The sequence below is a fragment of the Siminovitchia fordii DSM 16014 = CIP 108821 genome (assembly GCF_000374565.1).
GTDB classification, from domain to species: domain Bacteria; phylum Bacillota; class Bacilli; order Bacillales; family Bacillaceae_C; genus Siminovitchia; species Siminovitchia fordii.
The window spans coordinates 61,925-76,107 of the sequence record NZ_KB894689.1 but is presented as its reverse complement, the minus strand read 5'-3'; the positions used below and the strand labels follow the sequence as shown (position 1 = coordinate 76,107).

Genomic DNA, 14,183 nt, shown 5'->3' with positions numbered 1-14,183 from the left:
GCCCCCTCCTATCCTTCCATCGATTTCCGCGGCTCCTCCAGCCACGTCATCGTTTCCTTCCGGAACTGAGCGTATTCTTCTTTTTCCAGCTTCCGCTCTCCATAAGTCACTTCGTCAAAAACACGCGCCAAATGATAAAACTGATCTGCCCAGTTCCGATTGATCCTTTTTAACTCATCGTAATATTCCCAGTTTGTTTTCCAAATTCTTGCTTCCAACCATTCTTTTTTATGGAAATAAAGAAGGGTCGCCAAAAACAAATGGCGTGCGGCCATTGAATATTCTTGCTGATTTTCCAGCTTCAACGCCTCCGACAAATGCATGTCTGATGTCCAATCCAGCTCCTTCATCGATTGGAGAGGCGATTTGTCGCGATATCGTCTGGACCGCTGGGTATTACGGATGATAAAATAGGCGGCTATAGCCAACGCAACGACCACCAAAACAATGATAACCGTCAGTACCGGACCAGCGGCTGCGCTTGTCGCTTCATAGGAGGGAAACAGTTTTTCAAGTTGTTTTGCAATCCATTCCTTGGCCTGATCCCACCAGCTCTGAAGCAATCCTTTGGACTGGTCTTCATAAACTTTGTATTCAGCTCTATTTAAAATCTCCCGAAGCCTTTCCTTGGCCTGATCGGTATCCAGCATTAACCATCACCTGACTTAGATTTGTGGTGTGTGATATTCCCCAATCATTTCTTTCAAATCGTCCGCATCATGCCTGATTTTCAGGTCAAAATACATGACGGCATATCCCACGGTAAAAATTAACGTTGTAATGATGCCTACCACGTTAATAATGAGTGTAAGAAGTACACTATTCCCCAGAAAAATTCCAAAGGTCAATTCCAATGTCGCACTGATCATCGTGATAATCAAAGAGAAAATGATGAACAGCCCGAATAACACCCAGGTGCGGCCTTTTGTCAACTTCCAGCTTCGTGATAATCCCGGCGTTTCCTCCCGAAAGACGACAGACCCGAAATAAAAACTCCAACGAGTCAACAAAAGAAAAGCCCCCACTGAAAATCCCACAAAAAGTAAAATGGCCAATATGACACCAACGACTGGTAGAACCATCGCCCCGATAACGCCCGCAATCGTTACGATGATCATCGGTACAACTAACAGACCGAACCCGATTAAACAAAACAAAATAGTACTTCCGAGCATCGGCCAGTAACGTGAAAATGCCTGCTTGATGACGGATCCGACTGTGTACTCTTCGCCTTTTCTCAAATGATCGATCGCAAACATGACTGCTGCTGTAGCAACAGGAGCCAGAAAAATCAAAATGAGACCTGTTAACGCAACCCCTAGATCGGCTCCCAGATTTACAGCCTCTGTATCATCGAAGCTCATGATCACCTGTTCGAACCAAGTCTCACCTGCTCCGACTTCCCTGAAAAAGCTGACGCCTGATGCCAACTGGATCAACGCCTGCAACAAATAAATCGGTCCAAAAAAAATAAGTAGTATTAAAAAGAAGTCCTTAAAGTGTTTTTTGCTTAAACTGAAAGTATGGTCTAGAATCTGGCCAAAACCTTTCGGTCTATTAAACTTCTCATCCATCAAAAGTACCCTCCTAAAAAAGACTCATCTTGCCTATTTTAACACTGTTCTAATATAATTTGAGCATTTTCGTCGTTACAACTCAAACCTTTTCAAAAGTGAACACCACCCTTCATTAATAATAACTCTAGCGCCTTCCACATCAGCCTGCTTTTCGGAGGAGTGCTGAGCATATACACCAGAGTATTTGCCGAACACTTGAAGGAAACATTTAGCTTCTTTTCATAAGAGCCCCTTAACTGTCTTTTTTCACAGAGTATAGCAGAAAACAAACCCAGTAACGGTCAGATCATATATAAAACATAAAAATAGAACTAGGGATTCATGTCTTTTTCCCCATTACACTTCATTCTTCCTATTAAATTCACATGAATGGTTGGCCAAATATGAACTACTCAATCCAACATTCTTACGCGGCGAGCACAAAAGAATTACGAAGAGAAGTTCCATTTTCCCCATAAACTATTTGGTTATTCCACTTTTAACAAAAGTGAAAGTGTGGTGCAAAATGGCCAGAAACCGTAATATGGCTGATGAGATAACAGGTTTTCATTGTGGCCCATTCGGCATTAGGGTCCAACAGCCGTTCAAAATACATACACATTTTCTTGATCTGGCAGTAATCACATGGCCAGAATACAAGTTGATGCTGTGTCATCTTCAAGTTATATTGAAACAAAGTTGTTTTACTATGTTTCTGTTCATAAGTATTAAAGATGACCTAGTAGAAAGCGGTGACCTTATGTATTATCAATCTCCATACAGAGCGGTAAAAAGCAAATCGAAAATAATTAAAGTGGCCGGCAAGGGAAAGGTTTCAGCTGAGCCGGATATTGCTGAAATCAGATTGGGTGTTTCTATAGAAAATGTAGCATCGGCCAAGGCACAGGAAGACGCTGCAAAAGCTGTTGCTAATATAATAGAAGCGTTTGCCAAAGCAGGCATTCCTGAAAATGAAGTCAAAACGGTCGATTATTCCATTCACCCACAATATGATTACGTGGAGGGCCGGCAGGTTTTTAAAAATTATAGAATTGAACATATGCTTTTGATAAAAACAAACGAAATCAACCGGGCGGGAGCCCTTGTAGATCTCGCCATAAAGAACGGAGCCAATGTGGTTTCAAGTGTAACCTTTGAAACGTCTAAATATGAAATGTTTTATAGAAAGGCTCTTTCTCTTGCAGTCTTGGATGCCCTTCGGAAAGCAGAAACCATTGCCGAAACGTTCAATACCCAACTATCAAAAGTGCCGATTTCGGTTGCTGAAATCACCGGCAGTGATATCTCCCCTTATCAGACAAAGACTATTGCAATGTATGAAGCAGCCACATCGCTTCATCCCGGCAAGTTGGAGATTATAGGCCATATTCAGGCAGAATTTACTTACGCTTCTTTGTAAACGCTTTCCCTAAATATTTTGAAAACTCCTGTATGATTTTAGGCTTGCTCATGTTATAATATAGAAATGTTTATATGAAAGCGGAGGTTGGATGACGCCATGAGTACAACAGAGGAAAAGACAAAAACTTTGAATTTGGAAGATATTCTCATTTCGTATCAGTTTTTAAAAGATGTAGTGGCACATACCCCTTTGCAGAAGAACGATCGGTTATCTGAGCAATATGATTGCCAGGTGTATGTAAAAAGGGAAGATTTGCAGCACGTTCGCTCATTTAAGCTTCGTGGTGCCTACTATAAAATAAAAACGATTGAAAATGAGGCCCGGGAAAAAGGTGTCGTATGTGCCAGCGCCGGAAACCATGCACAGGGTGTTGCTTACGCATGTGCCCACCTTGGAATTCAAGGGACGATCTTCATGCCGCAAACAACACCTAAACAAAAAATCAACCAAGTGAAAATGTTTGGCCGCGACTATATAGAAGTCGTTTTATCTGGCGACACTTTCGATGAAAGTTCCGCCCAGGCGAATGAATACGCAGAAGAAGAAGGCCGGATCTTCATCCATCCATTTGACGACCTTGGCATCATTGCTGGACAGGGAACTGTTGCAGTTGAAATGATGAATGATATCCATGAACCAGTCGATTTTGTCTTCGGCAGCATCGGCGGCGGTGGATTGATGGCAGGCTTGGGCACTTATATAAAAAATGTGTCTCCTCAAACCAAAATGATTGGCGTCGAACCAAGTGGTGCATTGAGTATGAAGGCAGCCTTTGAAAACAATTCAGTGACCATGCTTCCGACAATCGATAAATTTGTAGACGGAGCTGCTGTCCAATGTGTTGGCCAAAAAACATTTGAACTGTGCAAAAAATATATCGATGATATTGTCTCTGTTCCGGAAGGTAAAGTATGTACAACCATTCTGGACCTCTATAATCAGCACGCCATCATCGCTGAACCTGCGGGTGCACTTCCGATTGCGGCATTGGATTTTTATAAAGACCAGATCAAAGGGAAGACCGTTGTGTGCGTGATCAGCGGCGGCAACAATGATATCAGCAGAATGCAGGAAATCAAGGAGAAATCATTGATTTATGAAGGATTGCTCTATTATTTCATCGTGAACTTCCCGCAGCGTGCAGGTGCACTCCGGGAATTCCTGGATGAAGTGCTAGGCCCTGACGACGATATCCTTACATTCGAGTATACGAAGAAAAACAACAAGGAAAGAGGGCCGGGTCTTGTCGGCATCGAACTGAAACGGCGCGAGGACTATGCAGGGCTGATCGAGCGGATGAAGCAAAGAAACATTTCTTATATGGAAGTAAATAAAGACAGTACGCTATTCCATTTATTGATATGATTAGAACTTGAACGTTTGAAAAATATGCATGAAAGTTAAAAGCAATTCAACCAAAAATCTATACAGCTTTTCTTATCCGGAGAGATGGAGGGACTGGCCCTATAAAGTCTCAGCAACCGTTCTTGCACAAGGAACGGTGCGAATATCAAATGGATAAGAAGATTATTTTCATGTTTGAGGACTTCCTTTTATTTGGAAGGTCCTCATTTTTTTATTCAACTCAATAGAAAGAACAAAACAACAGCCCTTTTGGCGGAGCCATTGTGTATAGCTTGAAAACAAAGATATCTTGTTGAGCGGTAATGGCAAAAAAAAAACGAGGCAGAAAATATAATTTCTGTCCTCGTTCTTCAGGAAAAACCTTAGTATGAATCAGTTTCGCGGCCTTTTTCCTCAGCCATCTCAGGCGCTTCTTCCCCGCCTTTGTTTCCAAGGGGATGCATACTTGAACCTTCTTTACTTGCATTTTTTATTCCTTCTCTTAGACGCCGTCCATATTCTTCATCCGCCTCTTCGGCCAAAGCGATCATTTTTTCCTGTATCCGCGGATCACATTTGGAAATATCATTCACCAAGTTTGTAATCAACTCATCTTTTTCCCAATCCTCAAATGCCCGGTATGTTTCCCCTGCTTGTTTTGTGTTGTCATTGCGATCAATTGATTCCCGCACGAGATTTCCTTCAATTTTAGGTGTATATTCTTTTCCCGGTTGTTCCGCTTCTTTCAAGCCTCCCAGAATGGACGGCTCATAATTAATATGCGGGTTCTGTCCGGACGCCCGGTCAACTTTATATTGCATCTGGCCTCCGGCTTGATTTGTAGCCACCCTTTTCTTCGGCGCATTGATCGGCAGCTGCAAATAGTTGGGTCCCACTCTGTACCGTTGTGTATCAGAATAAGAGAAGGTCCGACCCTGAAGCATTTTGTCGTCAGAGAAATCTAGCCCGTCCACTAGTACCCCTGTTCCGAATGTCACTTGCTCTACTTCATTAAAATAGTCCTCCGGATTCTTATTCAGTACCATTCTCCCAACAGGCAGCCAAGGGAACTGATCTTTCGGCCAGATCTTTGTGTCATCAAGCGGATCAAAGTCGAGTTCAGGATGCTCATCATCACTCATGATCTGTACAAAGAGTTCCCATTCCGGATAATCCCCACGTTCAATCGCATCATATAAATCCTGTGTGGCATGATTGAAGTTTTTTGCCTGTATTTCTTCTGCCTCTTTTTGTGTCAAGTTTTTAATCCCCTGCTTCGGCTCCCAGTGATATTTGACGAGAACGGCTTCACCATCACTATTTACCCATTTATAGGTATTGACCCCTGAACCTTGCATTTGCCGGTAGTTGGCTGGTATTCCCCATGGGGAATATACCAAAGTTACCATGTGAAATGACTCGGGAGAATTCGCACAAAAATCGAAAAAGCGTTCACTATCCTGTATATTGGTCACTGGATCCGGCTTAAAAGCATGGATCATATCCGGAAACTTGATGGCATCCCGAATAAAAAAGATCTTTAAGTTATTTCCGACCAAATCCCAGTTTCCATCCTCGGTATAAAACTTAACAGCAAAACCGCGGGGATCCCGAAGCGTTTCCGGGGAATGTCCGCCATGTATCACTGTTGAAAAACGAACAAAAACTGGAGTTCGTTTTCCTTTCTCTTGAAATAGCTTTGCTCTTGTATATTTGGAAACCGGCTCATCTCCCGCTCTTCCATAAGCCTCAAAATAACCATGTGCCCCTGCTCCTCTGGCGTGAACAACCCGCTCCGGAATTCGTTCCCGGTCAAAATGGCTTATTTTTTCAATGAAATCATAGTTCTCCAAGGTAGCAGGACCTCTGTTGCCAACAGTTCTAATATTTTGATTGTTAGTGACAGGGTGCCCCTGCCTGTTTGTAAGGGTCATATCATCTTCTTGATCTGATTTTTTGTTCATTGTTTCTCTGTTCTTGTCTGTCATGTTTTGACAACCCTCCTAGAATTATGTAATCCCTCAAACATAAAGCTGTTAAGCTTGATTTTAATGTTCCCAGTATTTTAAAGTTAATCCATTTATAGTAGGATTTCCCTGATCACATCACTTGAAAGACTATTTCAAGTACATCCACAATTGGTATTCTTTTTCGATAAAATTACAAGTTGTTTTTCCCTCCCTTTTCCCATAAAATTAGCCATAATAAACAAGTCCAGGAAAGTGAGGACACGATGAAAAAAATTTACAGCGATATTATCCAATTTCGTGGCAGCCATTTTGATTTTGGCTTTATGCAGGGGCAGATTTTAAAGAACTCTCTTATTATCAATAACCGGGAGAACCAGTGGAAGGTTCGCAGGCCGAGATTCACGATCGACGCAGCAGAGGTGAAAAACGCGATTTTCCCGATTGCACCGGGGATTTGGGAGGAGATTCTTGGTCTGCAAGAGGCGCTGGAATGGCCTCTAGAAAGAGCCTTGACTGAGTTTGGCGGGTACCGGCTGGAAATTCCGCGTTCAGGATGTTCAATTGTAACAGGTGACGGATTTATGGTGCGTAATTATGACTATCACCCAAAGACGTATGAAGGACGATATGTTTTCTTTCAGCCGGACAAAGAGGGATATGCGACGGCAGGGCCAAGTCAAAGAATTACCGGACGCTCAGATGGCTTAAACGAGAAGGGGCTTGCCATGGGCTACAACTTTATGAACAGGAAAAACCCCAAAGATGGATTTATTTGTGGAATGATCGGAAGGCTTGTATTAGAGACTTGCGCAAATGTGCAAGAAGCAGTTGCTTTATTAAGAGACATTCCACATAGACATTCGTTCAGCTATATTGTGCATGACCGAAGCGCCGAGACGCACATCGTTGAAGCAACACCAAGAGAGGTCACTGTAAGACAATCCAATGCCTGTACGAATCATTTTGAAATACTAAAGCATGAAAATCGGCATCATCTTACAGATTCAGAGCGAAGGCTGGAAGCGATTCAAAAGAGCCTCTCCGCTGATGCTTATACAGCTTACCGGCTGCTCAACGATACGGACAAGGGCGTCTTTTCAAATTTATACAGCAGCTGGGCTGGAACGATTCATACATCCGCTTATTTTCCACTACAAATGAAAACATGGATGGCGCTAGGTGGGAATCAGGAACCGATGGAATTTGATTTTGGTAAGTGGCTGGAAGGTGAGGATTTTGCGACAAAACGAGTTACAGGTGAAGTGGACACAGATATTGCATTCGTACATATGGATAAACACGCAGATTGGTATAAAAGATAGAGCCTCCGACCAAAGCGGAGGCTCTACCTTTATTTATACCGGAAATACGGACTACTCTACTCATATCTTAACGCATCAATCGGGCTGAGCTTGGACGCCTTATTTGCCGGAAGAATTCCAAAGATGATCCCGATAAATGCTGAGAAACCAACTCCAATCAACACAACCACAGGGCTGATTGGAGCGGTGATCGGCGCAAATATCGTGATGAGCATCGCTCCTAATGCTGCCAGACCGATTCCAATCAATCCGCCCAATGAGGTCAGTGTGACTGATTCAATAAGAAATTGAAGCAGTATTTTTCCTCTGGTGGCTCCAAGAGCCTTTCGGAGACCAATTTCCCTTGTTCTCTCCGTGACAGATACGAGCATGATGTTCATGACCCCGATTCCGCCGACCAATAGGGAAATGGCAGCAATACTGCCAATGAATAGCGTCATCATCGTAATGACTGTTTCGACTTCCTGTTCATATTCAGAAAAATCATGAGTGGTATACGCTCCGTCTTCAAGCTTCTTTTGCTCTGTCAGGGCGTTTGCTGCCTCCATCCCGATCTCGGAAATCCGTTCCGGATCATCTGCAATAACGGCCAAACTTTCAATTTCCCTGTTGCCGAACATCATAGAGATAACTGATCTTGGCATGACCATTTCCCCGTTTTCAGACCAGCGGAATTGCTCGGGTATCGGAGATTCATAAACCCCCACAATTTTATAGGGATTTCCGTTTAAATCCATAATTTCCCCGATAACGTCATCCGTGTCTTTGAAAAACTTGTCCCTGGCAACCATATCAATCATTACGACCCGGTTTAAACCATCATTATCCTTGTCATTCAACGGACGGCCTTCCACTGTCTGGATATTTCGGGCAGTAAAAAATTCTCCGTCCACACCAGTGATGTCCATTTCAGCCTGTTTGTCGTTGATCATGGCTGTACCGAATCCTTGATTGGTAGCTAGTACAGATTTCACTCCCGGTACTTCGCCCAAAAACTCCAAATCCATTGAGGTCAATTCAGGCTCTTCCCAGAATGTCTCCATCTCGTCTTCCGTTTGTGTCTGTTCGTAATAAAGCTCGACCACATTTTTATCAGTACTGAACAACTCATCCGTCATTTGCTTTTTCGCACCCTGTCCAATTGCTACAATGACTATGACCGCTGCCACTCCAATAATAATTCCAAGCATTGTCAAAATGGACCGGACTTTATGATTCCAAATGGACGACAGGGCTACTTTGAAGCTCTCCCACAAATTCATGGCCTTGTCCTCCGGTCATCAATGATTTTTCCATCCTTTAAGGTTATGATTCTATCTGTGTATGCTGCGATTTCCTCTTCGTGGGTAACAATGATGACAGTTTTACCTTCCTTATTCAACTGAACAAGCAACTCCATGATCTGTGCACTCGTTTTTGAATCAAGTGCACCCGTTGGCTCATCAGCTAAAATCAGGGTTGGGTTGTTCACAAGGGCGCGCGCAATGGCCACCCTTTGCTTCTGTCCTCCCGAAAGCTGGTTGGGCAAATGTTTCACGCGGTCCCCTAATCCAACCTTTTCCAGCATTTGCTTGGCCCTTTCAGTCCTTTCCCGTTTTGGAACACCTGCATATATTAACGGGGCTTCCACATTTTTCGCCGCATTCAGTCTAGGCAACAAAAAGAATTGCTGGAATACAAACCCGATATGCTTATTTCGCAGATTTGCCAGTTGCTTCTCTTTCGCAGAGCTAATATTTTCTCCATTCAGCTCAAATGTACCTGCTGTGGGGTAATCCAAAAAACCGATAATATTCATCAGTGTTGATTTTCCGGATCCCGAAGGACCCATAATCGCGATAAATTCACCATCTTCAACGTTTAAATCAATTCCATGCAACACCGGAACCTGGAGTGACCCGTTTCCATAAACTTTCGTAATCTCACTCAATTTCATCAAAGGTGGTCACTTCCATTCCATCATGCATGTCTTCATGAGGAGCGATAACGACAAGCTCGTCTTTTTCCAATCCATTTTTGACTTCGATAAATTCGTCATTGGATGTCCCGGTCTCAATTTCGCGCATTTCCAATTTTCCATCTTTCAGTACAAAAACCGTATTGCTATCGCCTTCCTCTAAAATGGCGGCATGAGGGATGGCTATCTTTTTGCCATCTCCGTCTATTTTAATTTCCAATGAAACATGGAAACCTTGGCGAAGTTCAGACGTATCATCCGTGATGGCGACCTTGAATGGATACATAGTGACGCCACCTCCTCCACCGCCGTCAACAAATTCCTCATCTCCGCCTTCCTCATTCGGAAATTGGGAAACAGATTCGATGGCACCTTTCCATTCTTTATCCTTATAAACTTTTGGACGTATGATGACTTTCTGCTTTTCCTTGATTTTTACCGCGTCAAACTCACTCATTGTACCGATAACCTTGAATGGCTGGCTTGAAATGATATGTACAGCAGGGTTTGTTTCCGCTCCCTCAGTACTCACAGCATTTCGGTCCACTTTCACAACAATTCCATCAATCTTGCTCGTGACTGTCATCTCTTTGATCTGTTCAGTCAAATCGTTGATCTGCTCCTGAGCGGATTCAATTTCTGATTTTGTACTTTCATGCTGGGTTTCCATTTCAAGCTTTTCGCTCGTCAAAGAATTCGCATCTTCTGTTGCAGCTTCGTCATCCTCACCATCCCCAGATGGAGCCGGATTTTTTTTCGCATTCGCAATCCGCTTGTTCAATTCAGCTATCTGGTTAATTTCCGTTTGGGAGCGTTTGTTCACCAAATCCCTTTCTCTGACAGCTTTATTATACTCTGATTGCAATTTGGAAGAATCATAGACAAACAGAGGGTCTCCGGCCTTCACCTTTTGGTTTTCCTTTACTTTGAACTCCGTTACCTCTCCTTTTTCCGCATCCAAAAATACTTTTTGCTCATCCTCCGGAACAATCTTTCCGGTTACCAAAATAGTTTCGCTCAGTTCCTCTTCAGACACTTTCTGAACAGTCACAGGCTCTTCAACATCGGCTACTGCCATTTTTCCAGCTTGAGTCCTGATTACAAATGTGACCACAGCCGCCAATACCAATATCCCAACAATAGATGCGGCCCAAATCCAGCCTTTCTTTTTCACAATATTTCCCCCTAGTAAATGATGGCGTCATCCCTTTGCAACTACATTTCTATATGTTTACATTTGCACAAGGAATTACGCAAAAAACGACAACAATAATAACGATCATACACAACATAAAGATTCAAGTTTTCGGAATCTATCTATTTATCCTATAAAACCCCTCCATTCTATTAGACGATGCAAGAAAATGAAAATACTACAAAAAGAAATATTAAGAACATATAACAATAATATTACAAAATGTTTAAAAACTGAAATATGGGTTAAAAAAAGAATATATATTTAAGGAAAGACATGATAAGGTGAATCTGCACTAAACCAACTGTTCATTGCTACCTTGTGCTTTTCTATTTTCCATAAACTCGTTAATTGGGAGGCACCTTATGTCCATTAAAGATGAAAAACTACTATTCTTAAGAGAGATGCGTCGTTTACTCGATGACTATGAACGCTCTCCATGGAATAAAAAGGCGGATATCATGGAAGATGTTATGGTGCTTGCCCATGCACTCAATAAAAGTTACCATCAACGGCCTTCTTAAAACCCGTTTTCTTTATTGCCCCACAATCATACTCCTGCCATCTATAAAATTACAACCAGTTGATTCCCCTTTTCTAAGAGCCTATAATTTATAATAGACTATTCAATTTGACACATTTTTTCGTGAAACACGGCTAACTGCTTTTGAAGGGGTGATGAGAACTCGCCTTTTCACCAAGTGGTATTGAATCAAGGGCCACTTACATGCCCGTATTTCATATACTGTAGCACAAATTATATTTGTGCGTTTTTTTAAAAGGCGATTTTGGACTGTTCTCACACTAATACGTTTATCGGGAAAGGAAATTACCAGGTATGCATGACGAACAATTTAGGCAACAAGTTTATGAGACGTTTAATTATCTTCACGCTCATCCCGAGCTTAGTTGGGAGGAAGTAAACACTAATCAGTTTATTAAGGAACAGCTAGAAAAAGCAGGCTGCAAAGTCCGTACATTCAATGATTGCACGGGGGCAATTGCTGATTTTGGCGATCCTGAAAACGGAAATCCGGTTGTAGCCATCCGCGCTGATATGGACGCCTTGTGGCAGGAGGTTGACGGAAAGTTCCAAGCTAATCATTCATGCGGCCACGACGCTCACATGACAATGGTGCTCGGTGCACTGTGGAAGCTTGCGAAAGACCCTTCCATCAAAGATCGGTTGACAGTCCGCTTCATTTTTCAGCCGGCTGAAGAGGTTGGGGACGGTGCATTGAAGATGGTTGAAAAAGGTGCAGTTGATGACGTTGATTACTTATTCGGTATCCATTTGCGACCTGTCCAGGAGGCACCGGACGGATATGCGACTCCGGCGATTATTCATGGAGCAGCCAGTTCAATCGAATGTGACATCATCGGGGATGACGCCCATGGAGCCAGACCACATCTAACAAGCAATGCAATTGAAGTTGGAGCGCATATTGTGAATGCCATTAACGCCATCCACTTGGATCCGACCGTTCCACACTCAGTAAAAGTCACAAAGTTCCATGCTGGTGGAAAAAGCACCAATATTATCCCGGGGCAAGCATCATTGGCATTTGATTTGAGGGCACAAACAAATCAGCACATGAAGATGCTGAAAGAAAAAGTATATGAGACTTTAGAAGCAACTGAACAGCTTTTTCAATCTAAAATAAAAATCACGGACGACTATGGAATTCCAGCGGCCGAAGTGGCCTCAGAAGCAAAGGAAATTACCAGACAGGCCATTTCCAATATTTTGGGCACTGAAAAAACAATGGAACCACTCATGACACCTGGTGGAGATGATTTCCATTTTTACACCATTAAAAAGCCGGAACTGAAAGCAACGATGATCGGACTCGGATGCGATTTGAAGCCAGGACTGCACCATCCGCACATGACTTTCAACCGCGAAGCTCTGTTCAATGGAATTGACATTATTGCAGAGATCGTACAAGTGTTGGCAAAAAAAGGAGAGAACTAGCATTGAAACCAGTTAAAATTAAAGAAGTTGTCCTCCACACTGTAAAGATGAGGCTAATTGCACCTTTTACAACGAGTTTTGGCACGTTTCAGGAAAAGCATGTCTGCTTAGTAGAGGCTATTGATGAGTCAGGCATCTCCGGATGGGGAGAAACGACAACAAGCGACGAGCCTTATTATAACGAGGAAACTACACATACAGCGGTTTATATGTTAAAGGATTTTCTTATTCCAAGAATCATCCACAAAACCTTTAATCATCCGCTGGATGTCCATGACATGCTCACATTTGTCCGAAGAAATCAGATTGCAAAATCAGCGATTGAAACTGCAATTTGGGATGTATTTGCAAAGAAGAATAACTTGCCGCTTTCCGAATTGATCGGCGGTATGAAAACGGAGATAGAAGTAGGGAAAAGTATCGGTATCCAAGAATCTCCGGAAAAGCTTGTCGAGAAAGTCGGCGAATATGTGAAGGAAGGATTCCGAAAAATCAAAGTGAAGATTGCTCCCGGCGCTGACCTGGACTATATTGAGGCCGTACGCAAAGCATTTCCTGACGCCCCATTAATGGCAGACGCCAACTCAGCGTATACATTGAATGACATTGAGCATTTGAAGAAGCTTGATCAATACAACCTCATGATGATCGAACAGCCGCTTGCTCATGACGACATTATTGACCATGCCACTTTGCAAAGGGAAATACAGACGCCGATCTGTTTGGATGAAAGCATCCACAGCCTGGAGGATGCACGTAAAGCCTTGCAATTAGGCAGCTGCAGAATTATCAATATAAAAATCGGCCGGGTCGGGGGACTTGGAGAAGCTATCCGAATTCACAACCTTTGCAGGGATAATGGAGTTCCAGTCTGGTGCGGCGGAATGCTTGAAACCGGAATCGGGCGCGCTCATAACATTGCCCTGACATCCCTTTCCAATTTCACGATTCCTGGAGATACGGCACCATCTTCCCACTATTGGGACGAAGATATCATCGAGCCTGAAGTAACAATGGATCTAGGAATCATTCAAGTTCAGTCAGGTCCTGGAATCGGCTTTGAGGTTAATCGGAAGAAATTGGAACAGCTCACGATAGAAAAAGAGAGAATTACTACAGCTGAGACGCCGCATCCGATTCCTTGAAAATAAGAAAAAAGGCGCACGGCGTAAAGCCTTAAGCAACAAGAACAAGTCGAATTGCAAGGAGGCCTCAGCAATTTGACTTGGTCCTTGCGCCGACGGCGCCTGTTAATTACTTAATGGTGACACCCCTTCTCATCCTACAGATCACCCACGAAAGAAACAGTTAACCCCTCCTTAACTCAAAATAGGGACAGATTACTAATGCTTTTTTAACTAGTCTATAATCCTGTCAAACTTTTAAGACAGGTAGATTTTCTAAATCGTTTGTTATTCAGTCCCGTCATGAAATGAAAGTA

Annotated in this window: 12 protein-coding genes and 1 riboswitch; of the genes, 6 read left to right on the top strand and 6 right to left on the bottom strand. The window is 42.9% G+C overall.

The window, feature by feature from the left end; translation table 11 throughout:
* Positions 1 to 8: 8 nt before the first annotated feature.
* Both C509_RS0109125 and C509_RS0109120 read right to left on the bottom strand, forming a co-directional pair.
* A complete protein-coding gene (locus tag C509_RS0109125; protein ID WP_018706623.1) occupies positions 9 to 650 on the bottom strand; it encodes a DUF4129 domain-containing protein in 642 nt (213 codons plus the stop codon).
* A gap of 15 nt (positions 651 to 665) precedes the next feature.
* Positions 666 to 1,574, bottom strand: a complete 909-nt coding sequence (locus tag C509_RS0109120) for a DUF7847 domain-containing protein (protein WP_018706622.1) — start codon at positions 1,572 to 1,574, stop codon at positions 666 to 668.
* A 508-nt stretch (positions 1,575 to 2,082) separates the two neighbouring features.
* Here C509_RS0109120 and C509_RS0109115 point away from each other — a divergent pair.
* Together C509_RS0109115 and ilvA are read left to right on the top strand one after the other, a co-directional pair.
* Entirely contained in the window at positions 2,083 to 2,976 is an 894-nt protein-coding gene (locus C509_RS0109115) for an SIMPL domain-containing protein (protein WP_018706621.1), read from the top strand.
* A gap of 99 nt (positions 2,977 to 3,075) precedes the next feature.
* The gene (ilvA, locus tag C509_RS0109110; RefSeq protein ID WP_018706620.1) at positions 3,076 to 4,344 is read left to right on the top strand and encodes a threonine ammonia-lyase IlvA; all 1,269 of its coding nucleotides are present in this window, start codon (positions 3,076 to 3,078) and stop codon (positions 4,342 to 4,344) included.
* 69 nt (positions 4,345 to 4,413) lie between these two features.
* A riboswitch (SAM riboswitch) is annotated at positions 4,414 to 4,504 on the top strand.
* 202 nt (positions 4,505 to 4,706) lie between these two features.
* Here the strand turns inward: ilvA and C509_RS0109105 are convergent.
* On the bottom strand, positions 4,707 to 6,311 hold the full coding sequence (locus C509_RS0109105) for a catalase (protein WP_018706619.1): 1,605 nt from the start codon (positions 6,309 to 6,311) through the stop codon (positions 4,707 to 4,709).
* A 245-nt stretch (positions 6,312 to 6,556) separates the two neighbouring features.
* On the opposite strand from C509_RS0109105, the gene C509_RS0109100 reads away from it, so the two are divergent.
* Positions 6,557 to 7,615 (top strand): C45 family autoproteolytic acyltransferase/hydrolase, encoded by a 1,059-nt coding sequence (locus C509_RS0109100; protein ID WP_018706618.1) that lies wholly within the window; start codon positions 6,557 to 6,559, stop codon positions 7,613 to 7,615.
* Between the two features lie 56 nt (positions 7,616 to 7,671).
* Here the strand turns inward: C509_RS0109100 and C509_RS0109095 are convergent, their stop codons facing one another.
* From C509_RS0109095 to C509_RS0109085, 3 genes are read right to left on the bottom strand one after another with little or no spacing between them, the layout of a single operon-like run.
* Complete coding sequence (locus tag C509_RS0109095) at positions 7,672 to 8,877, bottom strand: ABC transporter permease (protein WP_018706617.1); 1,206 nt, start codon at positions 8,875 to 8,877, stop codon at positions 7,672 to 7,674.
* Positions 8,874 to 9,554 (bottom strand): ABC transporter ATP-binding protein, encoded by a 681-nt coding sequence (locus C509_RS0109090; RefSeq protein ID WP_018706616.1) that lies wholly within the window; start codon positions 9,552 to 9,554, stop codon positions 8,874 to 8,876. The genes C509_RS0109095 and C509_RS0109090 overlap by 4 nt, the downstream gene beginning before the upstream one ends.
* Positions 9,538 to 10,746, bottom strand: coding sequence for an efflux RND transporter periplasmic adaptor subunit (locus tag C509_RS0109085; protein ID WP_018706615.1), 1,209 nt, complete (start codon positions 10,744 to 10,746; stop codon positions 9,538 to 9,540). The genes C509_RS0109090 and C509_RS0109085 overlap by 17 nt, the downstream gene beginning before the upstream one ends.
* A gap of 386 nt (positions 10,747 to 11,132) precedes the next feature.
* Between C509_RS0109085 and C509_RS26465 the strand changes: the two genes are divergently transcribed.
* The 3 genes from C509_RS26465 to menC all read left to right on the top strand — a co-directional run bounded on the left by C509_RS26465 (position 11,133) and on the right by menC (position 13,887).
* On the top strand, positions 11,133 to 11,291 hold the full coding sequence (locus tag C509_RS26465) for a hypothetical protein (RefSeq protein ID WP_018706614.1): 159 nt from the start codon (positions 11,133 to 11,135) through the stop codon (positions 11,289 to 11,291).
* Positions 11,292 to 11,605: 314 nt separating this feature from the next.
* Entirely contained in the window at positions 11,606 to 12,742 is a 1,137-nt protein-coding gene (locus C509_RS0109075) for a M20 peptidase aminoacylase family protein (RefSeq protein WP_018706613.1), read from the top strand.
* Positions 12,743 to 12,744: 2 nt separating this feature from the next.
* The gene (gene menC / locus C509_RS0109070; RefSeq protein ID WP_018706612.1) at positions 12,745 to 13,887 is read left to right on the top strand and encodes an o-succinylbenzoate synthase; all 1,143 of its coding nucleotides are present in this window, start codon (positions 12,745 to 12,747) and stop codon (positions 13,885 to 13,887) included.
* Positions 13,888 to 14,183 lie beyond the last annotated feature (296 nt).

Coding starts and splice junctions, on each gene's coding strand:
- C509_RS0109125 (WP_018706623.1), bottom strand. CDS start 650: ATGCTGGATACCGATCAGGCCAAGGAAAGGCTTCGGGAGATTTTAAAT.
- C509_RS0109120 (WP_018706622.1), bottom strand. CDS start 1,574: ATGGATGAGAAGTTTAATAGACCGAAAGGTTTTGGCCAGATTCTAGAC.
- C509_RS0109115 (WP_018706621.1), top strand. CDS start 2,083: ATGGCCAGAAACCGTAATATGGCTGATGAGATAACAGGTTTTCATTGT.
- ilvA (WP_018706620.1), top strand. CDS start 3,076: ATGAGTACAACAGAGGAAAAGACAAAAACTTTGAATTTGGAAGATATT.
- C509_RS0109105 (WP_018706619.1), bottom strand. CDS start 6,311: ATGACAGACAAGAACAGAGAAACAATGAACAAAAAATCAGATCAAGAA.
- C509_RS0109100 (WP_018706618.1), top strand. CDS start 6,557: ATGAAAAAAATTTACAGCGATATTATCCAATTTCGTGGCAGCCATTTT.
- C509_RS0109095 (WP_018706617.1), bottom strand. CDS start 8,877: ATGAATTTGTGGGAGAGCTTCAAAGTAGCCCTGTCGTCCATTTGGAAT.
- C509_RS26465 (WP_018706614.1), top strand. CDS start 11,133: ATGTCCATTAAAGATGAAAAACTACTATTCTTAAGAGAGATGCGTCGT.
- C509_RS0109075 (WP_018706613.1), top strand. CDS start 11,606: ATGCATGACGAACAATTTAGGCAACAAGTTTATGAGACGTTTAATTAT.